The 25,550-nt window shown below is 35.1% G+C and carries 19 protein-coding genes; 2 read left to right on the top strand and 17 right to left on the bottom strand.

All coding sequences use genetic code 11. The features are described 5' to 3' along the window. Nucleotides 1-6 precede the first annotated feature (6 nt). The 6 genes from AC6CH4_RS10585 to AC6CH4_RS10560 all read right to left on the bottom strand — a co-directional run bounded on the left by AC6CH4_RS10585 (nt 7) and on the right by AC6CH4_RS10560 (nt 6,593). Nucleotides 7-1,023: a M28 family peptidase gene (locus tag AC6CH4_RS10585; protein ID WP_498102739.1), complete on the bottom strand. Its 1,017-nt coding sequence runs from the start codon at nt 1,021-1,023 to the stop codon at nt 7-9. 8 nt (nt 1,024-1,031) lie between these two features. Then, nucleotides 1,032-2,048, bottom strand: coding sequence for a DUF3667 domain-containing protein (locus tag AC6CH4_RS10580; protein ID WP_498102737.1), 1,017 nt, complete (start codon nt 2,046-2,048; stop codon nt 1,032-1,034). A 125-nt stretch (nt 2,049-2,173) separates the two neighbouring features. Continuing rightward, complete coding sequence (locus AC6CH4_RS10575) at nt 2,174-2,947, bottom strand: dienelactone hydrolase family protein (RefSeq protein WP_498102735.1); 774 nt, start codon at nt 2,945-2,947, stop codon at nt 2,174-2,176. Nucleotides 2,948-3,048: 101 nt separating this feature from the next. Next, entirely contained in the window at nt 3,049-5,247 is a 2,199-nt protein-coding gene (locus tag AC6CH4_RS10570; protein WP_498102733.1) for a penicillin acylase family protein, read from the bottom strand. Nucleotides 5,248-5,249: 2 nt separating this feature from the next. Continuing rightward, nucleotides 5,250-6,113 carry a cyanophycinase gene (locus AC6CH4_RS10565; protein WP_498102731.1) on the bottom strand — a complete coding sequence of 288 codons (864 nt, stop codon included), beginning with the start codon at nt 6,111-6,113 and terminating at the stop codon, nt 5,250-5,252. Nucleotides 6,114-6,140: 27 nt separating this feature from the next. Next, nucleotides 6,141-6,593: an Lrp/AsnC family transcriptional regulator gene (locus AC6CH4_RS10560; RefSeq protein WP_498102729.1), complete on the bottom strand. Its 453-nt coding sequence runs from the start codon at nt 6,591-6,593 to the stop codon at nt 6,141-6,143. Nucleotides 6,594-6,812: 219 nt separating this feature from the next. Here AC6CH4_RS10560 and rocD point away from each other — a divergent pair, with 219 nt between their 5' ends. Together rocD and AC6CH4_RS10550 are read left to right on the top strand one after the other, a co-directional pair. Beyond that, the gene (rocD, locus tag AC6CH4_RS10555; RefSeq protein WP_498102727.1) at nt 6,813-8,066 is read left to right on the top strand and encodes an ornithine--oxo-acid transaminase; all 1,254 of its coding nucleotides are present in this window, start codon (nt 6,813-6,815) and stop codon (nt 8,064-8,066) included. A gap of 235 nt (nt 8,067-8,301) precedes the next feature. Further along, on the top strand, nt 8,302-8,754 hold the full coding sequence (locus AC6CH4_RS10550) for a DUF1810 domain-containing protein (protein WP_498102725.1): 453 nt from the start codon (nt 8,302-8,304) through the stop codon (nt 8,752-8,754). 123 nt (nt 8,755-8,877) lie between these two features. Here AC6CH4_RS10550 and AC6CH4_RS10545 read toward each other — a convergent pair whose 3' ends face one another. The 11 genes from AC6CH4_RS10545 to AC6CH4_RS10495 all read right to left on the bottom strand — a co-directional run bounded on the left by AC6CH4_RS10545 (nt 8,878) and on the right by AC6CH4_RS10495 (nt 25,530). After that, entirely contained in the window at nt 8,878-10,272 is a 1,395-nt protein-coding gene (locus AC6CH4_RS10545; protein WP_498102723.1) for a RagB/SusD family nutrient uptake outer membrane protein, read from the bottom strand. A 10-nt stretch (nt 10,273-10,282) separates the two neighbouring features. Next, on the bottom strand, nt 10,283-13,267 hold the full coding sequence (locus AC6CH4_RS10540) for a SusC/RagA family TonB-linked outer membrane protein (RefSeq protein WP_498102721.1): 2,985 nt from the start codon (nt 13,265-13,267) through the stop codon (nt 10,283-10,285). A gap of 365 nt (nt 13,268-13,632) precedes the next feature. After that, nucleotides 13,633-15,564, bottom strand: a complete 1,932-nt coding sequence (locus tag AC6CH4_RS10535; protein ID WP_498102719.1) for a family 2A encapsulin nanocompartment cargo protein cysteine desulfurase — start codon at nt 15,562-15,564, stop codon at nt 13,633-13,635. Continuing rightward, the gene (locus tag AC6CH4_RS10530) at nt 15,548-16,468 is read right to left on the bottom strand and encodes a family 2A encapsulin nanocompartment shell protein (protein ID WP_498102717.1); all 921 of its coding nucleotides are present in this window, start codon (nt 16,466-16,468) and stop codon (nt 15,548-15,550) included. Before AC6CH4_RS10530 ends, AC6CH4_RS10535 begins: the two co-directional genes overlap by 17 nt. A 73-nt stretch (nt 16,469-16,541) precedes the next feature. Further along, the gene (gene cysK / locus AC6CH4_RS10525) at nt 16,542-17,453 is read right to left on the bottom strand and encodes a cysteine synthase A (RefSeq protein ID WP_498102715.1); all 912 of its coding nucleotides are present in this window, start codon (nt 17,451-17,453) and stop codon (nt 16,542-16,544) included. Between the two features lie 12 nt (nt 17,454-17,465). Further along, the gene (gene epsC / locus AC6CH4_RS10520; protein WP_498102713.1) at nt 17,466-18,290 is read right to left on the bottom strand and encodes a serine O-acetyltransferase EpsC; all 825 of its coding nucleotides are present in this window, start codon (nt 18,288-18,290) and stop codon (nt 17,466-17,468) included. Nucleotides 18,291-18,320: 30 nt separating this feature from the next. Then, nucleotides 18,321-19,979, bottom strand: a complete 1,659-nt coding sequence (locus AC6CH4_RS10515) for an arylsulfatase (protein ID WP_498102711.1) — start codon at nt 19,977-19,979, stop codon at nt 18,321-18,323. Nucleotides 19,980-20,639: 660 nt separating this feature from the next. Then, nucleotides 20,640-21,902, bottom strand: coding sequence for a YeiH family protein (locus tag AC6CH4_RS10510; protein WP_498102709.1), 1,263 nt, complete (start codon nt 21,900-21,902; stop codon nt 20,640-20,642). Nucleotides 21,903-22,016: 114 nt separating this feature from the next. After that, nucleotides 22,017-23,633, bottom strand: coding sequence for a sulfatase-like hydrolase/transferase (locus AC6CH4_RS10505; RefSeq protein ID WP_498102707.1), 1,617 nt, complete (start codon nt 23,631-23,633; stop codon nt 22,017-22,019). Nucleotides 23,634-23,643: 10 nt separating this feature from the next. Further along, complete coding sequence (locus tag AC6CH4_RS10500; protein ID WP_498102705.1) at nt 23,644-24,360, bottom strand: thioredoxin domain-containing protein; 717 nt, start codon at nt 24,358-24,360, stop codon at nt 23,644-23,646. Nucleotides 24,361-24,471: 111 nt separating this feature from the next. After that, nucleotides 24,472-25,530, bottom strand: coding sequence for a sterol desaturase family protein (locus AC6CH4_RS10495; protein WP_498102703.1), 1,059 nt, complete (start codon nt 25,528-25,530; stop codon nt 24,472-24,474). Nucleotides 25,531-25,550: the final 20 nt, after the last annotated feature.

Here is a 25,550-nt window from a genome sequence, read left to right as displayed (position 1 = left end):
AGTAACTTATTTCTTATCCACTACCGGTCTATTCTCTCTATTAGCCAAATCCCAGGCTACGACAAATGCTAATTGTGCTCTTTTTGCTAAAGCATCGTATTCGATTTTTTCTGGTTCGTCGCCTTTTTCATGATAATCTTCGTGAACTCCATTGAAGAAGAAAACGGCAGGAATACCAAATTTCGCAAAGTTATAATGGTCAGAACGCTCGTAGAAATGATTTGGATCTTTAGGATCGTTAAATTTAAAATCTAAATCTAATTTTGTGTATTTGTTGTTTTGAGCTACGACAGCATTGTGTAGGTCTGATGAGAGTCTGTCAGCACCGATTACATAAACATAATTGTTGGTTTTAGCATGTTCAACATCACGACGTCCGATCATATCGATGTTGATGTCACTAATAGTGTTTGCAATTGGAAACAATGGGTTTTCAGAATAATAACGCGATCCATGCAGGCCATGTTCTTCACCGGTTACATGTAAAAATAAGATAGAACGTTTTGGTCCGTGTCCGTCTTTTTTTGCTTTTGCGAATGCTTTTGCAATTTCCATAACGGCAACAGTTCCCGAACCATCATCATCAGCTCCGTTATAGATTTCTCCGTTTTTAATTCCAACGTGATCGTAATGCGCGGAAATTACTAAAACTTCATCAGGTTTTTCAGAACCTTCAATATAGGCCCATATATTTTCTGAATCGGGTAAATTTTCATTACGTTTTGCATTCAAAAATGCTGCCGGAATGTGTTGGTAATAATCTGTTGCTCCTTTTGGGAACGAAATTTTATTTTTTTTGTATTGCTCAATCATATAAAGCCCTGCTTTTTTCTGTCCTTTCGAACCCGTTTCTCGGCCTTCCATTTCGTCAGAAGCAACAACATAAAGCATTTTTTTTAAGTCTTTTGCTGTAATGGTATTCATGTATTTGGTTGGATCTGAGTTGTCTTTCGAAGCAACAGACTGTGCATTTTTACATGAAAATGCTGAAGCAATTAGTAATAGAATTACAATTTTTTTCATTGATAAGTTTAGTGTAAGTTGATAAATATATATAACACATAAAAAGTAAGTAAAAATAGGATAAAAAAGAAGTTTATAAAAAATAAGATAAAACTTTTAACAAATGAAACTATTCTGCTTTCGCCGTAAAAACGGTGATGTGCCGGATAAAAATAATAACACATCCAGACAATCCCAACGAAATTAATAAGATTACCTATGAGAGTAAGTGGACCGTTTTCTCCAAATAAGCCAATTATTCTGGTGGTAATAAATAAAAGGAGAAATATTAAAAGTAAAAAGGAGAAATAATGTAAGGTGAAAATACCGTGATCAAAATAGTACCATTTCTTTTTGTTATGGAAAATCCATAAAAAGAAGGCAAAGAAAGGCATTATAATGAACAGAATTTTTGGGATGTTATGAATAAAAGACTCGATAAATTTTTCGATAATTTGCTTTTTGGTATTATGTTCGGTAACATGCACCGCTTTTTCGTAAATCCAATATGAAAAGTCAGAAAGTTTTTCGCTCTCTTTTCCATACTTTTGAATAGAGTCAATTTCTTTCATTGTTTTAAAGTGAAAGTAATTTTTATTGACTTGTTTCATCGTTTTTGATTCAGCGTAGTTTTTATCCCCGTTTAAATCGTTGACTTTACCATCTTTCTCTTGTTTTACCAGGCTTGAAGTGATTTCTTTTTCACTTTTGCTTAAGTTTTCGCTTACCTTATTCGGAAACATGGCAATCAATAAGAAAGTAATAAAACTGATAAAGATATAAAGACGAACGGGTGCCAGATAGGATAATCTTTTCCCGGATAAATATTCTTTAGTTAAAGTGGCAGGTTTAAAAAGGAGATTTTTGATCGTTTTCCAAAATGCATTTTCATAATGCGTTAAATCTTCAAAGAAATGAATAAATAAATGATGGAAGGTCTTTCGGCTGTCTGTGTTTTCCTGTCCGCAATTTGGACAAAATTTTTGTTCAACGACGTGTCTGCAATTCAAACAGGTTTTGTCTTTTCTAATAGGACTGTGTGACATTGGTTAATTTATTGATTGTGATTTGGTTGTTGGTTATAGGTTTGGATTGGATGAACCGATTAACACAAATTTTAATTTTATAAAATCCGTGATAACCCGTTCAAATCCGTTTAATCCGCTGGCAATTATTTTTTCAGTACTTCATCAAGAAAAAGCTTTAAATGCTCAAATGATCTTTTGGCAGCAACAGGATTATAAGCCGCTCCTTTAGAATTATCACTTCCTGCTTCCGGATTGGTGAAAGAGTGAACAGAATCTGCGTAATAAATCATTTGCCAGTCTGCTTTTGAATCGCGCATTTCCTGCTGAAAAGCAGTAACTTCTTCTTTAGAAACAAAGGGATCATCTGCTCCGTGACAAATTAAAACTTTTGCTGTAATTGGTGTAGCAGGTCGTGCAGCATCTTTTCCTAAACCTCCGTGAAACGAAGCAACTCCTTTTACGTTCAAATGACCGCGCGCAGCTTCCAGAACGCCTGTTCCTCCAAAACAATATCCGATAACGACAATATTATCGGCATTTGCTCCGGATTTGATTAATTCCTGTAAAGCAAGATTGATTCGTTTTTGGTAAGCCTCATAATTCGTTTTATAGAAACCGGCTTGTTTTCCTGCTTCTGAAGTATTTTTTGGATAGTTTCCTTCTCCATAAACATCAGCGATAAAAACAGTATAGCCTAGCTTTGATAAATTCTCTGCAATTCCTTTTGAGGCATTATCAATTCCGAGCCATGCCGGCAAAAGTAAAATTCCTGGATTATTACCGCTTTTTTTAGCAGGTTTAATAGATAAACCATTTAATTTCTGATCACCGTCAGCGTATTTTACTGGTTTTAATTGTGCGTTTATAGTGTTAGAAAACAGTATAGTAGCAAAAATAATTAGGGCTGAATTTTTCATCGTTTTACAATTTTAAACAAATATCAGAAATATTATGTTACAAAAAAACCTCGAAAGCTATTTCTTACGAGGTTTATAGTATGTACGATTTAAGATTGAAATTATTCGCCCGGATGATACGTTTTTTCAGCATTTTTTTGAACATCTTCTTTATAAAACAAGACGTCTTTAAATTTTCCTTTACGATACATTTCGGCCTGATCGGTAAAATGTTTTGAGTTTTCATCACCGCTGTTTCCTCCGGCCAATAATGATTTTGCTTTTACTTTTGGACCAAATTCAACAGCACAGATAAAACTGTTTCCGTTATAACCGTAACGTTTTTTAGAACCGTTTTGATAGCTGCTTTTAAAAGAAGGCAAACTTCCCCAGGAACCCGGGCCAAAACCTATTGGTAAACTCGGTTTAGCATCGTCGTATTTTAAATCGATAGCGCTGCCTGAACGTTGAAAACGATTAATTTCTCCCCAGGCAACCTGCCAGGTTCCCCATTTCGATTTTAATTCTTTTAGCACCGTTTGCAATTGTGGAATTAATTGATCGGCTCCTGCATTTTTTGCGAATTTTTTAGTGTTTTCAACCTGATCCAATTCACCTTCATCAATATAAGCTTTTAGAATAATTGGGTCTAATTTATATCCCCATTCAACCGCTAATGTGGTTGCTACCGAATTTTCTTTAGCATAATAATCCCAGTTTTTCAAAATGGAGATTGCTTCTGATAATTCGCTATAATCAGGGTAGGTAGACTTAATATCTTTTTCGAAGACATTCACCAGACTCGGAATTAAAATTTCGAAAATCGATAATTTAGAATCATATCCGTCCGCAATGACTTTGTCTAAAGTATATTTATCGCCTTTGCTGAAAATTCGAACGGCATTTATTCCTCTGAAATTTTCTCCGTCCGGAGCCATGTACGACAGATAATTTTCTTTTTTCGGACTGTTTTCTCCTGCAACACTATAAGGAGTTGAATTACAATTCTGAAGCCAGCCATTTACGGGATTGTATAAATGCACGGTTTCGTCTACTTCATGTAAACCTTTCCATTGTGTTGATGAAACAGAACCGTCAATTACTTTTGACCAGTTCAGGTTTTTATCTCTGATTGGAATAAAATTGCCGTGCCAATATGCAATATTTCCTTTACTATCAGCATAAACAGTATTGTTGGAAGTGTTGGCTTTTAAATCCATTGCTTTTTTGTAATCGTCAAAGTTTTTAGATTTTGTTCGAACCCAACTCTGAATCAAACTGGTCATCGATCTGTTATTTGATTTTAAGCTTATCCATTTCCCGTCACGTTTGGCCATAATTGGACCATTCTTAGTGGAATAGGTTTTGAATTTTTTCGGAATTAATTTTCCGTTTTCTATATAATTAATCGTGATTTCTTTTCCGATAACCGGTAAAAGCTTTTTGTCGAATTCATAAAATAATTTGCCATTTTTATTGGTGATTTTCTCGGCATACATATCCGCAACATCAACATTTGATGAGGTATGCATCCAACCGCAATTTTCATTGAATCCCTGATAAATAAAAAATTGTCCCCATGTTACTGCCCCATAAACGTTCAAACCTTCATCGCTTGTAACCTGAACTTCGGGTCTGAAGTAAAATGTTGTGTGAGGATTAATGTATAAAATTGCATTTCCGTCGGCTGTTTTTGATGGCGCAAAAGCAAATCCGTTGGAGCCGGTCTGAACGTATTTTTCTCTTTCTACGTAAGCGACTTTATCATTATTTCCGGAATAAAAAGCTTTTAATTCTGCTGTAGAAAGATCTGCGGTGCTAATAGCCCCAATACTTCCATCTGTCCAAAGCAATGGAAACCAGGGTTCAAAATGCGTTAAAAGTGCTGGTTTGACTTCAGGATGTTTGTAAAGATAAAAGTTGATCGCATCTGCGTAACTATTCAACAATTTTTTAAGCCATGATGGTGCTTTTTTATAATCGGCTTTAGCTTCATTAACATCGATTAAGAGTTTGATTTCTAAATCATTATATAGAACAGCTTGCCCTTTGATTTCTGAAAGACGTCCCAATTTTTCAATATAGTTCATTTCGATTCTTTTGAAATCGTCTTCGCATTGCGCATAAAGCAAACCAAAAACAGCATCAGCATCCGTTTTTCCATAAATATGCGGAATGCCCCAATTGTCTCGAATTATAGTAGTTTGCTGTGCTAATTTTTCTAATCGGCTGACTTCTTTTGAATTAATTTTTTGGGCCGAAATCTGAAAACTGATGCAGCAGAATAGAAAAGTTAACTTTATTATTTTTGAGGTAAACATGCTTATTTGATATTAAATTTTTGTCCGGCGGTATAAATACTCATTTCTAATTTTTCAATTGAAATCAGGTTGTTATTTTTAGATTTTAAAATTCCCTTTGGGTTTTTAATTACAATAACTTCGCTTTCTCCAGCGACTTCAATCTGATTGTTTCGAACAATAATTGCAGTTGCTTCGTCAATTCCGATTCCGGTTAAAGCAGGGAATTCAACCAAAGCAGAAAGCAGACGATTGTATCGGTTTCTCTTTAAAAAATGCTGATCGATAATAGCCGTTTTCAATAATCCCAACCCTTCAGCTGTTTCTAAATTATCATAGCGAATATTATCAAAAGTACCAGAATATTCTTTTTGTAATTTCTGGTTTCCGGTAATCATTTTTTCAGACATTACAGCCGCTCCGGCGCTTGTTCCCGAAATTGTGCTTCCGTTTTCATATGCCTTTTGTATTGCCGTTTTGACTGGTGTATTTTGTACCACATTCATAAAACGGCTCTGATCGCCACCACTTATAAAAATCAGTTTCGCTTTTTGAACCGAATCGGTAAGAACTTTATTTTGAGCTGTGGCTGCATTAAAATTCAACATCACAATTGGATTTGATGTGAGTTTCACCATTTGGGTTTTAAAAAAAATAAATGAACTATCCGGTTCTTCACTCGACATGGGTAAAACCACGATATAATCTTTTTTAGACAATTCGGCTACAGCCAAAACCTGTTTCATTAAAGCATCAGAACGATCTCCGCCGCCAATAATAAATAATTTTCCTTTTGGAGTTTGTGCCTGCAGAAAATTAAAAACGAAAAGAAACAGAAATGCGACAAATTGATTCGAAGAAAATCTGAAAAGAAACTTGTTTTTCATGGATTGACCGGGGTTAAATACCATTTCTTATAAAGTGATGTTTCGTTTAAAAGCACAACCCAATTCAATGATCGAATCGGTTTTGGCGATGCCGGGAATACTATCGATTTTTTCGTAAAGAATTCTTCGCATATGTTCGTGATTCTTTGCGATAATTTTGATATAAAGTGTGAAGGAACCTGTTACATAATAACATTCTGTGATTTCAGGAATATCTTTTAAGGCTTGAATAATTCGGTCAGAATCAGAATCTTTATTCAATGTTATTCCGGTAAAGGAAGCCCAGTCGTATCCAATCTTTTTTTCTTGTATAATTGGTTTTATGCCACCAATTACGCCTTGTTCTATCATTCTGTTGATACGTTGATGCACCATCGTGTTTGATATTTTCAAATTAGCAGCAATTGCGGAAAAAGCCATTCTTCCATCTTTTTCCAATTCCTTAATTATATTGATATCAAATTCGTCTAATGTTTCCATTCTTTTGTGTTGAGTTTAAAACTGCATTTTACATCCATAAAAGTAAATTATTTTTTTTAATTAAAAGGAATAAATCGTGATGCTGCGAAATCATATTTTACTTTTAAAGTTTAAAAAAGTGTAATTTGACTTATTTAGTAAAAATTAAAGTCAAATATTTAATTTTTGTCATTCAATTTCATATTTTTTGATACTTTTGTCTTTCAAAAATAAGACATTATGATTCATACTGAAAATACCCTTTCGTCAAAATCGGAAATTTTGATTGAAAAAGAAAATAAATACGGCGCTCATAATTATCATCCGCTTCCGGTTGTGCTGGAAAGAGGTGAAGGTGTATACGTTTGGGATGTTGACGGAAAAAAATACTATGATTTTTTATCGGCGTACTCTGCGGTAAATCAAGGGCATTGTCACCCGAAAATTGTACAGGCGATGGTTGATCAGGCTCAAAAACTGACTTTAACATCACGTGCTTTTTATAATGATAAATTAGGAAATTACGAAGAATATGTAACGAAGTATTTTGGTTTTGATAAAGTGCTACCAATGAATACAGGTGCCGAAGCTGTTGAAACGGCATTGAAAGTTTGTAGAAAATGGGCTTATGAAGTAAAAGGAATTCCGGAAAATCAGGCGCAGGTTATTGTGTGTGAAAATAATTTCCACGGAAGAACTACGACTATTATTTCATTTTCTAACGATGAAACGGCACGTAAAAACTTCGGTCCGTTTACAGATGGATTTATAAAAATTGAATACGATAATCTCGAAGCTCTTGAAAAAGTTTTAGCATCATCAAAAAATATTGCTGGATTCCTGGTTGAACCAATTCAGGGAGAAGCAGGAGTTTATGTTCCGTCAGAAGGTTATTTGGCGAAAGCAAAAGCTTTGTGTGAGAAACATAATGTTTTGTTTATTGCTGATGAAGTTCAGACTGGAATCGCCCGTACCGGAAAATTGTTAGCCGTTCATCATGAAAATGTACAGCCTGATATTTTAATTTTAGGAAAAGCAATTTCTGGTGGTGTTTATCCGGTTTCGGCAGTTTTGTGTAACGACGAAATCATGAATGTGATTAAACCGGGACAACACGGATCTACTTTTGGAGGAAATCCTGTTGCAGCAGCTGTTGCGATTGCAGCTTTAGAAGTTATAAAAGAGGAGAAATTAGCTGAAAATGCAGAACGTTTGGGAATCATTTTAAGAAAAGGATTAAACGAAATTGCTGAAAGAAATAATCTGATTACACTTGTTCGTGGAAAAGGCTTATTGAATGCCATCGTAATTAATTGCGGCGAAGATTCTGATTTAGCTTGGGAAATTTGTCTAAGATTCAGAGACAACGGATTATTGGCAAAACCAACACACGGAAATAAAATTAGATTAGCTCCGCCATTGGTAATGACAGAAACTCAAATTCAGGAATGTCTTGAAATTATTGAGAAATCATTGAACGATTTTAGAGACTAAATTTATTTGCATTATAAGAAACAAAAGCTGTAAGATCTTCTTGCAGCTTTTTCGTTTTTATAACAGTATGAAATTATGTAACAACATAGAATAATTATATAATTTTTAAATCAGTATGATAAGTAGTTTTGGATATCTTTAAAAGAAAAGGAATTAATCATAATCGTTTTTATTTCATTTCGAAAGATAAAGAGACAACCAAAAGCTGAATTATAAACTTAAATCAATTTCACAAATGGCTTATTCAAATACTGATTTAACACGTTTTTTAGATGCACAGAATAAACTTTATCTGACTGCTTTTTCTGAAATTAAAAAAGGAAAAAAAGAAACACACTGGATGTGGTTTATTTTTCCTCAAATAAAAGGATTAGGAAAAAGTACTATTTCTAAATATTATGCTCTTGCAGATCTTAACGAGGCAGAAGCATTTCTTAATCACCCGGTTTTGGCAAAACATTTAGTTGAAATTTCACAACTTTTGCTGACATTTAAAAGAAAATCAATTGAAGTAATTTTGGGAGAATTGGATTCGCGAAAGCTATGTTCTTCAATGACTCTTTTTTCTCAGGTCGAAAATGCTAATCCGGTATTTCAGGAGATATTAGATACTTTTTTCTCCGGCTATGCAGATCCGTTAACTTTATCAATAATTGCAGTTCCTGCAGAAATTGCTATGGCATCGTAAAACTTTACTTTCTCTAGAAATAAAATAGATTTTATATTAATTTTCAAACTTATTTATAAAATCATATAAAAAAACCATCCCGCTTTAGTCGGGATGGTTTTTTAAGTTTGCAAAGGTTTCAGCTTAACTACTGTACCCTGGATTTTGCGTGATTTTTTTGTTAGCATCTGTTTCACTTAACGGAATTGGGAAAACCAATTCATCAGCATCAAAAGGTAATACATCAGAACCATCTCCATCAGTACTAATATCGATTGAACGTTTTGTTCTGCGGATATCGTGGATTAAAAATCCTTCCATTCCTAATTCTAATTCACGTTCCAATAAAACATTATCAATAGTTACCGACGTTAAATCATCAGCATGTGCTCTTGATCTAATAATATTAATATCGTCAAGAGGTGTATTTCCTAATGTTGTTCCGGCTCTTAGATTGGCTTCTGCTCTTATCAAATACATTTCGGCCAATCGAATAATTCCAACATTGGCAAACTGATCTGTAAATTTTGAAGTTAAAAGTCTTCCGTTGGCGTCATTTACATAATTGAATGTTGCTCTGTCATCAGGATCACTGAATTTTGCTAAATAAGCATCTCTGATGGTAAAATCACCACCGCGACCTCCATTATCTTCAGAGGCATAAAAAGTCACGGCATCGTTTACACCAGTTTGTTTTGTAATTTGAATAGCAAAAACATCTTCCTCTTTATCCGTTTCATGGTTAAAAGCTCCGGCATAGGTTGGCGATAATTCATGTCCGCTATTTTCGATCACATCGTTTGCAGCATCTCTTGCCAACGCATAATTTCCTTGTTGCAGGTATACTCGCGCTAACAATGCTCTGGCGGCATACTTATCAGCATAAAAGCTATTTTCTTCAGGAAGATTAGTGTAAGCCAGATTTAATCCGTCAATAATTACTTTGTAAACCTCGTCAACGGTACTTCTTTCTTTAGAAAGATCAGCATTAAAATCATAAATAGCATTTGGTCTAATAACAACACCCAATTGACTGTTTGCCTGTCCGTTTACATATGGTTTTGCAAAAAACCGAACCAAATCAAAATATGCCAGCGATTTTAAAAAGTTGGCTTCACCAATCATTCTGGCTTTTTTATCAGGATCTTTAACTTTGTCAATGTTTTCGATAACCGTATTTGCTGCATTAATTATTGCATAACATCTTGAATACGATCCTTCAATAATAACATTGTTTGATAACATCGATTTAAGATACATTTGTCTTAGTTCGGCAAAGGAACCTCTCCATCTTAAATCAGTTGTACTTAATGTGCCTGTTACACCTAATAAGTCAGCATAAAGTAAAATTCTTCCTCCATAGGCATTACCATTTGCAGCCAGGGCATAAGCACCGGTAAGTACATTTGTAACACCACTTTCAGTACTTAAAGTAACTGATGCATCTTCTCTTTGTTTAGGTTCTATGTTTAATTCGTTTTCACAACTTGCAAAAATGACTGCGAAAATTACAAATAAGATTAATTTATGTGCTTTCATCTTGTTCTTTTTAAAAATTAATATTTACACCCATTGCAATTGTTTTTGCGGGCGGTGCAGAGTAAAAGTCTTCTCCAATTCCTGAGTCATCTCTTCTTGCTTCTGGATCCATACCTTCATAACCTGTAAAAGTAAGCAGGTTAACAGCTGTAACATACACTCTCAAGCTACTCATTCCTGCTTTATTGATAGTTTCTTTAGGTAATGAATACCCAAAAGTCAGGTTTCTTAAACGTACAAAATCTGATTTATCAAGATAACGTGTAGATTCCTGTGATCCATTTCCTGCACCATATCTTGCCTGTGGTACATCTGTAATATCACCAGGTTTTTGCCAGCGGTTTAATTGATCCAGTGTTTGGTTATCAAAAACATCAGCAGCACTTGATTGGTATATACCGGCTGAGTTATAAATGCTCGCACCCCATTCTCCCTGGAGGGTAAATGTAAAATCAAAGCCTTTATATGTCATTGTATTCGTCAGACCAGACATTAAAGTTGGAAAGGGATTTCCGGCAATAATTCTTTTCGCTTCACTGTAATCGTTAGTGGTACTTTTATCAATACTTCCATCCGCATTTGTTGTGTTTTTTACAAAAAGTGCATCTCCGCTAGTAGGATCAACTCCGGCATATTCAACTAAATAAAAAGAAGAAATGTTTTCTCCGGTCCTGTTAATAGTATAATTAGAAATGATATCTGTATTATTATTCGGAAGTGATTTTACTTTTGACTCATTAGTAGTAAGATTGAAACTGGTATTCCATCTGAAATCTTGTGTTTCAATATTTTTTGTATTTAAGGTAAATTCAAAACCACTGCTTCTTATTTTTCCGATGTTTTTATTCACAAAAGCGGCGCCAGAACTTAGAGGCAAAGGCACTTCAAAAAGTAAACCGTCTGTATCTTTCTGATAGTAATCAGCCTCAAAAGTGATTTTGTTTAAGAAACCAACTTCTACACCAAAATCAGTCTGAGCTGATTTCTCCCAAGTCAAATCATTATTTCCAGCCTGATCAAAAGTAAGCCCTGATTTTAAGTTATAAGGATTGGGCCTGTATAATTGACGGGAAGCAAAGTTTCCAATTTCGGCATTTCCTAATTTACCCCAGCTTCCTTTTAATTTTAAGTAAGTTAAAACTGTATTATCTTTTAGGAAACTTTCCTGAGACATTACCCAGCCGGCAGAGAATGCAGGGAAAACTCCAAATCTTTCATTTTTCCCAAAACGAGATGAACCATCACGACGGACACTTGCCTTGAAAAGATATTTACCTGCGAACGAGTAATTTAATCTTCCAAATTGAGATACAAAAGCATAATCAGTTTCACTACCGTGTCCTTCATTTACTTCGGCTCCACCATCAATAGTATGAAAATCATCATTTGGGAAATAAATACTGTTTACATCCTGATATCTTCTGTTGTATTTGTTGAATTCCATACCTGCAACAACATTTAAATTATGCTTTTCGGCAAATGTTTTATCATAAGTAAAGTAATTACTAAAAACATAACTTTCGGTATTTACAGAACTAGCGTATACAGCTCCGTCAGTAGCCATAAACGGTGCATCTTTACCTTGCCAGTAATCTTCTGTTTGTGTTAAAAGATCGTAAGAGAAATCAGAATTGAATTTCAAACCATTTACTATTTTTAACTCTCCAAAAACTTTTCCGGTAACTCTTCGCATGATCGTTTTCCATGAAGTATTGTCTTTGGCTAATAAATAGTTGACATATTCTGTATTTGGATTTGGAGTTCCGTCCTCTAATCTGGCTTGCGAAATTGGCGCCTGAGCTACAGATTGCAATGGAGTGGAGAAGGAGTTATCATCCTGAACCCTGTTAATAACAGATCTTGAAAAACCAATATTCATTCCAGCAGTAAATCGATCAGAAACTTTGTGAGATACGTTTGATCTCGCAGTAATTCTTTCTAAATCATTACTGTCAACAATTCCTGTTGTGTTATTATAGGCTCCTGAAAAGAAGTACTTTGTTTTATCATCTCCGCCAGAAACAGAAAAATCCGCATCGGTTGTATAACCAGTTCGCAGCGCAATATCTTGCCAGTCTGTATTAACTTCCCCGTTTCTCCAGTCTGTTCCCTGAGACAGATATTCCAATTCGTCTTCAACAGATTCTAAATCGTCGACATTTCTTCCTGCTTCCTGCAACAATTCGACGTACTGTTTTGCGTTAAGCCATTTCTTTTTATGTGTAGCCTCACTAACACCTTGTGAGAAGTTGATTGAGAAATTTCCCTTTCCTTCTTTTCCTTTTTTGGTTGTAATTATGACAACCCCATTTGCTCCACGCGCTCCGTAAATAGCTGCGGAAGACGCATCTTTTAAAACATCAATAGATTCTATTTCGTTTGGACTTAAAGTTAATAAAGGGTTGGTTGGTGCTCCATTACTGGATTCGTTATCATTGATAAGCGGAATTCCGTCTAAAACATATAATGGCTGTGTTCCGGCACTTATACTGGCTGCACCACGAACTCTAATGTTCATTCCTCCTTCAACTTTACCGTTTGTTTGTGTAATTTGAACCCCTGCCAATTTTCCAACTAATGCATTTTGCACATTTGAAACAGGAATTTGTTGAATATCTTTCGCAGTAACGCGGGCAATATTATCCGTTAAATTCTTTTTTGATTGTGTACCGTAACCCACAACAAGTACGGCCTCTAATTCATTTTGCGTTTCGACTAATTCAATTGTCATACCATTTGAGGCGGGTACATTTGTAGTAGCAAAACTCACGTAACTTACCGTTAGAATATCGCCTTTTTTGGCTGCTATTTTAAAGTTTCCGTCAAAATCAGTTTGAGTACTTGCACTTGTACCTTTTAGAATAATATTGACTCCAGGAATCGGAACTCCTTTTTTATCGGTAACCTTACCAGAAATGTATCCTTCCTGTGCGCTCACTATTTGTACGAATAGTATCAATATGAGCCATAAAAAATGCTTTGCCTTAATTTTCATTTTTCAAATGTTTTGGATTAGTTTTCCCAAATGTCTTAAATATATGTTAAACAACATGCGATTATTAACATTAAATATAACATTTTTGCTTGTTTTTGTATTATTTGTAACAATAGAATGTATATTAAGGTATATTTTTAAAAATATTGCCAATAAATTATTTAATATTAAATCAATAAATGATTAATATGATTTAAGTGTTTATGAATTAACATTTTACACAAGTAATATTTATATTTTGTATTAATACTGAACGATAAAATCAATTCTTTTTCCGGGTTAAATATAAAAAAGCGACTGTTTTCAGAAACAGTCGCTTTTGGTCATAATTACTAAAATATCAAAAAAAGTAATTATTTTTTTATCTAAAATCTAACTTTTTTAAGTTCCCATAGCGTTTTTATAAAAGTATCAATATCCTGAGTTGTATTGTAAAAAGCCAAAGAAGGACGAACAGTGGTTTCGACTCCCATTCGCCGTAAAATAGGCTGTGCACAATGATGTCCGGTTCTTACTGCAACACCTTCTTTGTTTAAAGCTTGCCCAACCTGATCATTAGTATATCCTTGCAAATTGAAAGATAATACGCTTGCTTTATCTTTAGCCGTTCCTATTAATCGTACACCCGGAATTTCCTTTAACAATCGAGTCGCATATTCCAATAAATAATGTTCGTACTGACCAATGGTATCGATCCCAATTTTGGTTACATAATCAATTGCTGCTCCAAGACCAATTGCATCGGCTATATTTCCTGTTCCGGCTTCAAAACGATTGGGTGCTTTGTGGTATTTTATTTCCTCAAAAGTCACATCCTGAATCATATTGCCGCCAGATTGGTAGGGCTGCATTTCGTTCAGTAATTCTTCTTTGCCGTATAAAGCTCCAATTCCGGTTGGGCCAAATAATTTGTGTCCAGAAAAAACAAGCCAGTCCGGATTCAAATCCTGGACATCAACTTTCATGTGAGAAACCGATTGCGCGCCATCGATTAAAACTTTGGCTCCGGCTGAATGTGCCATCTCGACAATTTTTTTGGCCGGAGTTACAGTTCCTAATGCGTTTGAAACCTGTGTAAAAGCAACCAAACGGGTTTTTGAATTCAGCAGTTTTGCATATTCATCAAGCAAAATCTGACCGTCATCGTCAACGGGAATTACTCTTAATTTCAAACCTTTTTTGTCGGCTAATCTTTTCCACGGAACAATATTCGCATGATGTTCCAGATTACTCACAATGATTTCATCTCCTGCAACTAAATTATGATCGCCCCAGCTTTGAGCCACAAGATTGATTCCTTCTGTAGCGCCTCTAACAAATACAATTTCGTTTACTGAACTCGCATTTAAAAAAGTCTTTACTTTTTCACGTGCTGCTTCATAAGCGTCAGAAGCCCGTGCTGCTAATTCATGTGCAGCACGATGAATATTTGAATTTTCGTGTTCATAAAAATAAGCGATACGGTCAATAACAGTTTGTGGTTTTTGAGTCGTAGCTGCATTATCAAACCAAATTAAAGGTTTACCATTTACAGTTTCACTTAGAATCGGAAAATCTTTTTTGATTAAGGAGGCATCAAAATTGGTACCTGTTACGCCACCGATTTCTTTAAGTCCAAAAGTGTTTCCAACAATTGCATTTGTGTTTTTTTTATCGAAAGCAAAAGGATTCTGATTTAAAAAATAATATGAGTTTGCACTTTCACTTCCGCTTGACGGGAAATCAACACGTTTTCTGAATTGTGTATCAACCGTTTCTAATGCTAATTTTAATTCTGCTTCAAAAGAGGAATTTTGTGTTTGAAAGGGCAGATACTGATTGTTCAACAGCAATGAAGAAAAAAAAGATTCCTCATTAATTTGTGATGAACCTCCATTTTTCAAATTAATATCATTAAATCCTGTTTGTGGATTATTGATGTTTAATGCATTATTTTCAGGAACTCCCGATGAAGGAATACCGTACTGAGGATCAAAACCTGCACCTGCATTCGGATACAATGCCGAGGCGCTCGAACTTTGAGTAGCAATTGAAGGAGAAGCTCCAAAGCCACTAAATGAAGTTGGAAAAGGCTGCACATTTGACGGATTTTGCGTTGAGAACGGTGCAATAATATTTGCTCCACCAGCATGCAAAAGTGTTTCTGCAATCTTCGTCGCACGAGGATGTTCTGCTTTATCAGGACTCAACGAAATTTCTTTAGGAAATTCATTGGGTAAAGTTTGGAACAGCTCATTGGCTAAATTTTGCAGATCGTCAATGTTTGGCAGTCCGTTTTCGTTAGTATTTATACTCATGATACTTTTCTATTTCTACATCTTCTAAAACGGCGATTGCATCATCAACCAAAATAGCTAAAGAGCAATAAAGTGAAACTAGATATGAAGCAATTGCTTTTTCATTAATTCCCATAAAACGAACTGATAATCCAGGAGATTGTTCTCCTTGCAAACCAGGCTGAATTAACCCAATAACACCTTGACGGCTTTCTCCTGTTCTCAACAAAATGATTTTTGATTTCCCGTTTTTGATTGGTAATTTATCTGATGGAATAAGTGGAATTCCTCTCCATGTCAAAAATTGAGATCCGAATAAAGATGTAGTAGGAGGCGGTACACCACGACGTGTGCATTCACGCCCAAAAGCGGCAATTGCTAGTGGATGCAATAAAAAGAATCCTGGTTCTTTCCAGACTTTTGTCAATAATTCATCTAAATCGTCCGGAGTCGGTGCGCCAGTGCGGGTTTTTATAATTTGCGAAGGAACAACATTGCTTAATAATCCGTAATCTTTATTATTGATTAATTCGCTTTCCTGGCGTTCTTTGATTGTTTCGATAGCCAATCTAAGCTGTTCTGAAATTTGATTATAGGGCTTACTGTACAAGTCTGAAACACGGGTATGAACTTCGACAATAGTTTGTACTGCAGCTAAATTATATTCTCTGGGATTTTCGATATAATCAACAAAAGTATTTGGTAAAACTCTTTCGTCGCGTGCAGAACAATCGACTTCAATATGACTTCCGTCTTTTACTTTATTCAAGCGAAACACACCAGATTCTACAGGTGTCCAATGCAATAGATGCGTTAACCAACGTGGTGAAATAGTTCCGATTTGTGGGACTGTACGTGTTGCAATTGCTAATTGTCTTGCTGCAACATCGCCTAATGCGGTCTGTTGTTGTTTTGATTCTGCCATTTTGTTTTTGTTTTTTATTAATTAATAATTTATTCTTTTTGGTAGCTTAAAGTTATCGATAAAATTTAATTTTTTAATCAAATAGCTCATCTACAGATAGATATCTTTCGCCGGTATCATAATTAAAAGTCAGAATCACGGCATTTTCCGGAATATCTTTTAATTTTTTGGCAATTGCAGAAAGTGCTGCTCCGGTTGAAATTCCGGCGAATATGCCTTCTTCTTTTGCAATTCTTTTTGTGAAGTTGTATGACTCATTTTTATCAACCGTTATGATTTGATCGACATATTCGCGATTAAAAACTTCCGGAATGAATCCTGCACCAATTCCCTGAAAAGGATGAGGTGCCGGTAATCCACCGCTTAAAACCGGTGATAATGCTGGTTCAACGGCAAAGGTTTTTAGATTTGGAAAATGCTGTTTTAAAATTTTGGAGACGCCTGTAATATGTCCACCAGTTCCTACTCCCGTTATCAGATAATCGATTCCATCCGGAAAATCGGCCAGAATTTCTAAAGCAGTTGTTTTTTCATGAATTTCTACATTAGCTTTATTGGTAAACTGCGATGGCAAGAATGAATTTTTAATTGTTGCTGCTAATTCTTTGGCTCTTTCAACCGCTCCCGAAGTTCCTTTTTCTCTTGGGGTCAAAACGAATTCGGCACCGTAGGCATTCAAAATTCTTCTGCGTTCGACACTCATAGATTCTGGCATAACCACAATAACTTTGTAACCTTTGACAGCTGCAACTAATGAAAGTCCAATTCCGGTATTTCCTGAAGTGGGTTCTATAATAATGGTTTCTTCATTTATAAGCCCTTTTTGCTCAGCATCTTCAATCATGGCAAGTGCAATTCGGTCCTTGATACTGGATCCGGGATTTGATTTTTCAAGCTTAATCCAAACCTCATGCGATTTAAAAAGCTTGTTTAATCTAATGTGAGGCGTGTTTCCAATCGTTCCTAGAATGTTTTGATATTTCATTGTTTTGATATTTTAAATAGAATAAAAAATGGGTGCCGGAAAAGGATTGTTGTCCCTAATCTTGATCTCATTTTTATGATAGACAACGGAATTAGACGGAACCGTATACGTTAGCCAAACATTTCCTCCAATAATAGAATCTCTTCCTACAGTTGTCTGGCCGCCAAGAATGGTGCTGTTGGCATATATAATTACGTTATCTTCAATGGTTGGATGTCTTTTTAAAAAAGTTTCTTCTTTTTTTACACTCAAAGCACCAAGCGTAACGCCTTGGTAAATTTGTACATTATTTCCGATAACTGCTGTTTCACCAATTACAATTCCAGTTCCGTGATCGATGGCAAAATCGGTCCCTATTTGTGCTCCGGGATGAATTTCAATGCTTGTTTTAATATGTGCATATTCTGAAATTGTTCTGGCCAGCAATTTTAATTCCTGTTTCCACAATTGATGCGAAAAACGATAGATTGAAATGGCAAAAAATCCAGGATACGAATACAAAACTTCTTCTAATGATTTTGCTGCCGGATCTTTGGCGAAAATTGTCTGCGCGTCGTTCAGTGCTTTTTTATGTAAATTCGGAATCGCCTCAAAAAAGGTTTTTGTCTGTTCTTTATTCTGTTTGTTTTTAGGTGCAAAATCTAAAACCAAATCATCAAATTGTTTTTCTAATGCTACAAACTTGTTTTCAATTGTCATTAATGAACCAAATGATTTTGATGTATTTGAAAATAATATCGAAAACAATTCATCAATAAACTGATGGATTAATTTCTTTTCAGGAAGAATTAAAAGCTCCTGATGCTGTTTCGCTATTTCTTGATAAAATGCACTCATTATTGGTTATTTTATTGTTGAAAATTTCTTTTATTTTTTGAGAGAAGCGCCACCTGGCATTACTTCTGGTTTTAATTTGAATTTGCTGTATTCTACAACTCCTGTTCGGTCTGCCCATTCAAAATAAGAAGCAGAAAGTTTGTTTACAATTCCCGGATTTTGTTGTGCGATATTGGTTGTTTCGCCACGATCAGTTTCAATGTTGTAAAGCTCCCATTCGTAAGCAGGATAAGTCGAAACTAATTTCCATTTGCCATCACGAACGGCTCTGTTTCCGGCTCTTTCCCAAAATAATGGTGCGCCTCTATCTACCTGCGAAACATTATTAAATAAAACAGGCAACAAACTGCTTCCAACCAAAGGGTTTGTCGTCACACCATTATATGTTTTGGGATATTCAATTCCGGCCAATTCATAAAAAGTAGGAGCGAGGTCAATAATATGTCCGGTTCCTTTATCGATTCGGCCTGCTTTTATTTTTGATGGAAACCAGGCAATAAAAGGTGAACTAAAACCGCCTTCGTGCATATTATTTTTATATTGCTGAAGTGGAGTGTTCGATAAATAAGCCCAGTTTTGTTCCTGATAATCAAACGATCCTGAAGTTCCTACAGGTCCGTCATTTCTAACTAAACTTCTTCCAAGTGGATTGTAAGTATTGAATCCGCCCTGAGCACCATTGTCTGAAATAAAGATTATCAGCGTGTTTTTATCTTTTTTAAGTGCTTTTAGTTTCTCCAAGACTTTCCCCACATTCTGATCCATATTGTCAACCATTGCGGCGTAAACTTCCATTTTGGCTTTCCAGAATTGCTTTTCGTCATACGTCAATTTGCTCCATTCGGGAACTTCAGGATCTCTTGGTGATACCGTTTGATCAGCCGGTAAAATGCCGTTTGCTTTTAGTTTTTCTATTCTTTTTTCTCTTAAAATATCCCAGCCTTCATCAAATTTTCCTTTGTATTTGGCAATGTCTACTGGTTTAGCCTGTAGCGGCCAGTGCGGTGCGGTAAAAGCTAAATACAAAAAGAAAGGTTTGTTTTCTTTGTTTTGTTCGTCCAGGAAAGTGACTGCGTTACTTCCGATTTCATCTGTAAAATAATAAGAGTCATCTTTCGGGTGCAGTTCTTCGTTATTACGAATCAATTTTACCGGATATGGAGTTTTCCCGAAAGGCAAACCTTTGGTATCAAAATAATTTGATGCGCCTTTTAAGATGCCATAAAATTTGTCAAAACCTCTTTGATTGGGCCATTGCGCCTGATCTTCGGAACCTACATGCCATTTTCCGGATAAAATGGTACTGTAACCACCTGATCGAAAAACTTCACCTAAAGTCAGAGATTCTTTGTTTAAATATCCCTGATAGGCAGGCAATCCTAAATTGACATCAAAAAATCCTACTCCGGCTTTGTGTTGGTATTGTCCTGTTAAGAGGGAAGCGCGAGTTGGCGCACAAATCGAGTTATTGTAAAATTCGCGCAAGCGTAAACCTTCGCTGGCTAATTTATCCAGATTTGGTGTTTTAATTTCGGAACCATAATTTCCTAAATCAGAATAGCCCATATCATCAACCATAATCAAAATGATATTTGGTTTTGATGTTGCATTTTGAGCATTCAATTCAGTAGAACCTAAAAATCCTGAAAGAAGAAATGAAAATAGAATGCTTTTAACTTTGTGATTCATTTTAATACTATTTTTTGTGAGTTGTTTTTTGTTTTAAGCGATAAATATTCTTTAAGCTTTGCCATTTTTGTTGCCGCAGAAAGGAGCTTTTTATTATACCATCAGTCATCTATTTGATGTAAAACATCAAATAAATAATGAAATTTCAATAAGAATTTTATGTAATCTGATAAGTTTTCGTTTTTTACTATTTGATTCGGAAGAAACATTATAAACGAAAATTGATGGAGAATTAGCAACAGCTGCACATATAACAAAAGCTGTTATATGTGTAATTTTTAGGAAGAAAATAATTTGCTCTGTTCGCTGTTGTTTTCAAAATGTAGCTCTTTATGTTTTAAACTCTACTAATTCTATAGACAAAGTTAAATTTAATATAATAATATCCAAATTAATCTTTAACTTTTTTTAAATAAGATTGAAGAACAGGTAATTTTTGTATTCTAATTTACTAATTTAATTAATTGACAGTTAAATGTTTATGTTAATTTTAGATAGTTTTGCATAAAATTTAAAAAGCCTGCAAAAAATGTAGTTTTAATACATTTTTTGCAGACTTTTATGGTTTTAACTTATTAGTTGAAAAAAAATTTGATACAATTGATAAGAAAACTTTGCGACTTTGCGTGAGCATTACGTGTTGGTATTAAAAAACTTTGATTATTTGCTAAACAATAAATAAGCAATAATCAATGTAACAATTACATTAAAAAATTGTGCAATTAAAAAAGCGTACAAAGGTTTTCTGCTATTATTTTGAAGTAGATCTTTAAAATTAGTTTCTAAACCAATACTAGTAAAAGCTAATGCAAACCAGATTCCCTGCAAATTTTTTAAACTGTCTTTTACTCCGTCTCGAACTTCAGAAGTAAGAAAAAAGGAAAATACGATTGAAGCCAGAATAAATCCAATAACGAATTTTGGAAAACGCTCCCAGATAACACTTAAAGTAGGTTTTGATTCTTTGGCTTCCGCCGAATTATTATGCGTGTATGTCCAATAAACGGAGATTGCAAAAGCCGCTAATCCTAACAATACATTTTGAGAAAACTTAACAATTGTACTGATTTTTAAAGCCGTTTCGCCAACCAAAGTTCCAGAAGCCACTACTGCTCCCGAAGTATCAATACTTCCTCCAAGCCAGGCTCCGGTTACTTCTTCCGGGAAATTGAAGTATTTTGCAATTATCGGCATGAAAATCATCATCGGGATTGCCGTTACCAAAACGATCGAAATAACATAAGACAGTTTTTTTGAATCGCCTTTGATCGCGCCAGAAGTTGCAATTGCCGCAGAAACGCCACAGATAGAAACGGCACTCGAAATCATCATGGTCAATTCGTCGTCTACTTTTAATTTTCGGCAAAGCCAAAAAGCAAAATACCAAACGGACAAAACAACAACCAAAGCCTGAATTAATCCTAATGAACCTGCCTTTAAAATATCTGAAAAGATAACACTGGTTCCCAATAAGACCAATCCGATTTTCACGAAGATCTCAGTTGAAAGGGCAGAGCGAAACCACTCCGGAAGTTTAAAAAAATTGCCAATAGCCAAACCGATAATCAAACTGAAAATTACAGCTTCTAAATTGAGTGCTTTTACCTCTGTATTTCCTGAAATAATCAGCGCAATAACCGTTAAAATATAAATTGCCGGAAAAACCAGTAAAAAATATTTAACCGATTTTCCAATTAAAAAAGCACCGAAAGCACCAATAGAAATCAGATACAAAAATTGTATTCCGAGGATTTTCAGGTTTCCGAAATTAAAAACATCTGAAATCAAATCGGTTCCGTTTGTCCATTTGAAAACAGGAACTTCAGGAAGAAAAATAAAAAGAGAAATTCCGATGATTATAAAGCCTAAAATTACGACGGTCCAATCTTCGTGAATAGTAAATTGTTTTGGTTGAGTTGACATTGTATGTTTATTTCCTGCAAGGTTTCCAAAACCTTGTAGGTATTAATGGATAGATTTTAAAAGTGTTAAATAATAAACCTACAAGGTTTTGGAAACCTTGCAGGAGTAGGGGGGTTACAAATCAACAAAGTATTTTTGCGCTCCAAAATCAAATTCATAATGCGTCAAATTAGGCCATAAAGGCTTAACCAAACCTTTCTCCCAATTCTGCAAAGCAATATGGAGTTCTTTAACTTTTGCAGGATTTTTTTGAGCGAGATCCGTTGTTTCAGATTTATCTGAAGCCAAATTATAAAGCCATTCCTGATGCGTTTTTCCACTGATAATCAATTTCCAATCGCCGCTTCTAATGGCTTTTGCATCGCCTGAACGCCAATATAAAGTTTTGTGCGCGACTTTATTTTCATTTACAATGCTAATTAAATCTACACCATCATACACTCTGTCTTTTGGCAATCCTGAATGTGTAACAGCTGCAATTGTACTGAAAATATCCAACGTACTTACCGGAGATTTATATACAGTATGTGGTTTAATTTTCCCCTTCCATGACAATGCAAACGGCACGTTGACACCGCCTTCAAAATGAGAAAATTTGCCACCTTTTAATGGCGCATTTGTAGTCGCGAAAGTATAATCGGCACCGCCATTGTCACTAGCAAATATAATTAAGGTGTTTTCCTCCAAACCTTCTTTTTTTACTTTGGCCACAATTCGTCCAATGGCATCATCTAAAGCACTAATCATCGCAAAATAAACGCGTTTGTTTTCGTCTTTTACATTCGGAAAACGGTCGTAGTATTTTTTACGAACCTGAAACGGCGTATGCGGTGCGTTGAAAGGAACATACAGCAAAAACGGTTTCGCTTTATTTTTATCTATAAAAGCTTCGGCTTCATCAGCAAAAGTTTCAGTTAAGTATGCCTTATCGTGAATAATAGTAGTGTCACGGCGAATTTGCCCAATGCCTACACGGCCATTTCCCCAAATCGTTTTATCGGTAAAATCTTTATGATGATGGTTTATAATATCGGGATTATCATCTTCTGGCGTATACAGTGAAAAGGCCTGGTAAAAACCGTAATGATAATCGAAACCTCTGTCTAAAGGAAAAAATCCTTTGTTGTGTCCCAAATGCCATTTTCCTATAATAGCAGTGCTGTACCCTTCTTTCTTTGCCAAATCGGCAAACGTAATTTCAGATTGTGGTAAACCTTGTGTAGCTATAGAGGCTTCATTTGGATATTCGATTTTATCATTTAATCTCCAATTATTAGTGTTGATCAAATATTTAAAAGCGTAATATTCTAAGTTATTTTTTGGATAACGATCTCCAGGCTGAAATTCGTGCCCAAACCGTTCCTGATAGCGACCTGTAAGCAATCCGGCGCGTGAAGGTGAACAAATAGAAGATGAAACATATCCATCTGTAAAAGTTACTCCGGAAGCAGCCAGCGAATCAATTTGAGGTGTTGGTGTCGATTTTCCGCCGTAGAGCGAAATATCATATTTTCCTAGATCATCAGCCAATAATATAATGATATTCGGTTTTTTTTCAGCTGTTTTTGAAGTATCTTTTTGAGCCAAAAACGCTGCCTTTCCTTCAACTAATTTTTCATTTGGTTTTATCAATGTTCCATCTGTATTGATGGGCCATAATAAAAACACAGCGGTGATTAATAATACGGTTATAATCGAGAAAACGATTTTTTTGGTTTTGGTTAATGCCATAGTTTTATTTTTATTTTGAAGCTAAAGCCACATCAACATCGTTTTTCAAATCACCTAAGCCCTCTTTTTTGAAAACAATTTTTCCATTTTGGTATAAGATCAACGTTGGAAAAACCTTTACTGTTCTTAAATCAGCAATTACCTGAGGGCTCGTTTCTAACTCAATTTCGACGATTTTTAAATTCTCGCCATATTGCGCTTTAATAGTTTCTAAAACAGGTTTTACTTTTTTGCAGGCACCACAATATTTAGACCCTATATCGACTAAAACCGTTTTATTATCAGCAATCAATTTATTGTATTCTGCTAAGGTTAATTGGCTTTTTGAATTTGCATAAAAAGGTTTTCCGTTTCCGATCCAGTTGGCGATTCCACCTTCTAAACTATAAGCTTCTTTGAAACCTTTTTTTAATAAATCGTCTGCCAGCCAAACACTTCTTCCAGCGCCAATAGAGTAGGTGAAAACGGGTCTTGTTTTGTCCAGTTTTGCGATTTGTTGGGCATAATCCTTTGATTCCAAATTAAAATTTACAGCACCATTGATATGGTTTAAAGCAAATTCTTCAGGACCCCTGGCATCGATTATTTGTGGATTTTTTTCAGATTGGATTTTGTTGTAATACACTTCTAATGAAACTGTATTTGCACTTTTATTTTGTGAAAAACCGATAATTGTGAAAAACAAGATTATGGTTGTTATGCTATTTTTAAATATTTTAATTTTCATAATTTTTAGATTTTGAATTTCTTTAAAAGGAAATAAATTAGCAATGCCTTCAATATTTAATTTTGACTGCATTGCTTCATTTAAATTGATATAAAACTCAGTTGTATTTTTTTAAGATTGAGCCTGTTCGTAAACCGGACTCGAAGTAACATTTTCTGGTTTAGGTCTCAATGGTACAGATAAAACGCCATCGGCCAAAGCACTTCCTTCTTTTTTAGATTTGAATATGGGCCATAAAAACTGTGCATACCATTCTTCTTGTTTATAGGATTTCATTCCGTAAGATTTCGGGAATTTTCTGGTAATTAAACCGGTTCCGAAAATGATATCCCAAATGAAAAACATGTTTCCGAAGTTGCCTTTAAAATGCCCAACGCCGTCTCCGCTGGTATCGGCGTGATGTGCGTGATGTGTTGCCGGAGTCGAAATCAATCGTTCTAAAACCCAGGCAATCGGATGTAATACTTTGTATTTGTAAAAAGGTTTATCCCAGGCAACACTCGAGTGCGCTCCCAAAACGATGATGCTTTTGATAACCAAAACAAATAGGGCAGGTAATCCTAAACCTAAATACGTTAAAGTAGCAGTCAAATAAATTTGAGAAAAGAAAATGGTATAAATTAAGTTTTGTCTGTTTAACATCGCTACTCCCATATAAGGAGCAGAATGATGTGTTCTGTGAAAACGCCATAAAAACGGAACCTGATGGTGCAAACGATGGTACCAATATTGTGTCAAATCATCGGCTACGGCAATTAAAAAAAAGCCTCCCCAAAACGGCACCCATGAAAGTGAGTTTTCCAGATTCGGAATTATATTGGGTAAAATTGTTAAGCTGAAAAAAGCAATGATTGGTGGTAAAATTAGTTTTGGGGCAAGGAAACTTATAATGTCAATTTTACGTTCTTCGCCGGTCCATTCATCATCGTATAAACCTGCTGCAAATTCGATAACGCCCAGAATAAGCATAAAAACTATAAATCCCCAGGTTCTGATGTTTTCGAATGCGGGTTTTGCAAATTCTAAAAAAGAAGGCAATGTAATATGCGATTCGCTTACAACGCCGTTGCTTAATTTAAAATAAAGGTAAATTGCCAATACTGGCAAACTGTATAGTAGAAGACTTATACTTAGATCTCTTGTTAGTTTTTCTTTCTGAACTATTGCCATGATTTTTTAATTTTAAAAAC

Source organism: Flavobacterium sp. GQ95 (assembly GCF_059758655.1).
Note: the sequence above shows the minus strand (reverse complement) of the source record. Positions and strands in the feature narration are given on the sequence as shown.

Bases quoted from the DNA above. Each gene is read 5' to 3' on its own strand.
- AC6CH4_RS10500 (WP_498102705.1), bottom strand. From the start codon at position 24,360: ATGAAAATTAAAATATTTAAAAATAGCATAACAACCATAATCTTGTTT.
- rocD (WP_498102727.1), top strand. From the start codon at position 6,813: ATGATTCATACTGAAAATACCCTTTCGTCAAAATCGGAAATTTTGATT.
- AC6CH4_RS10570 (WP_498102733.1), bottom strand. From the start codon at position 5,247: ATGTTTACCTCAAAAATAATAAAGTTAACTTTTCTATTCTGCTGCATC.
- cysK (WP_498102715.1), bottom strand. From the start codon at position 17,453: ATGAAATATCAAAACATTCTAGGAACGATTGGAAACACGCCTCACATT.
- AC6CH4_RS10515 (WP_498102711.1), bottom strand. From the start codon at position 19,979: ATGAATCACAAAGTTAAAAGCATTCTATTTTCATTTCTTCTTTCAGGA.
- AC6CH4_RS10585 (WP_498102739.1), bottom strand. From the start codon at position 1,023: ATGAAAAAAATTGTAATTCTATTACTAATTGCTTCAGCATTTTCATGT.
- AC6CH4_RS10505 (WP_498102707.1), bottom strand. From the start codon at position 23,633: ATGGCATTAACCAAAACCAAAAAAATCGTTTTCTCGATTATAACCGTA.
- AC6CH4_RS10560 (WP_498102729.1), bottom strand. From the start codon at position 6,593: ATGGAAACATTAGACGAATTTGATATCAATATAATTAAGGAATTGGAA.
- AC6CH4_RS10530 (WP_498102717.1), bottom strand. From the start codon at position 16,468: ATGGCAGAATCAAAACAACAACAGACCGCATTAGGCGATGTTGCAGCA.
- AC6CH4_RS10550 (WP_498102725.1), top strand. From the start codon at position 8,302: ATGGCTTATTCAAATACTGATTTAACACGTTTTTTAGATGCACAGAAT.
- AC6CH4_RS10540 (WP_498102721.1), bottom strand. From the start codon at position 13,267: ATGAAAATTAAGGCAAAGCATTTTTTATGGCTCATATTGATACTATTC.
- AC6CH4_RS10495 (WP_498102703.1), bottom strand. From the start codon at position 25,530: ATGGCAATAGTTCAGAAAGAAAAACTAACAAGAGATCTAAGTATAAGT.
- AC6CH4_RS10575 (WP_498102735.1), bottom strand. From the start codon at position 2,947: ATGAAAAATTCAGCCCTAATTATTTTTGCTACTATACTGTTTTCTAAC.
- AC6CH4_RS10545 (WP_498102723.1), bottom strand. From the start codon at position 10,272: ATGAAAGCACATAAATTAATCTTATTTGTAATTTTCGCAGTCATTTTT.
- AC6CH4_RS10580 (WP_498102737.1), bottom strand. From the start codon at position 2,048: ATGTCACACAGTCCTATTAGAAAAGACAAAACCTGTTTGAATTGCAGA.
- AC6CH4_RS10510 (WP_498102709.1), bottom strand. From the start codon at position 21,902: ATGTCAACTCAACCAAAACAATTTACTATTCACGAAGATTGGACCGTC.
- epsC (WP_498102713.1), bottom strand. From the start codon at position 18,290: ATGAGTGCATTTTATCAAGAAATAGCGAAACAGCATCAGGAGCTTTTA.
- AC6CH4_RS10565 (WP_498102731.1), bottom strand. From the start codon at position 6,113: ATGAAAAACAAGTTTCTTTTCAGATTTTCTTCGAATCAATTTGTCGCA.
- AC6CH4_RS10535 (WP_498102719.1), bottom strand. From the start codon at position 15,564: ATGAGTATAAATACTAACGAAAACGGACTGCCAAACATTGACGATCTG.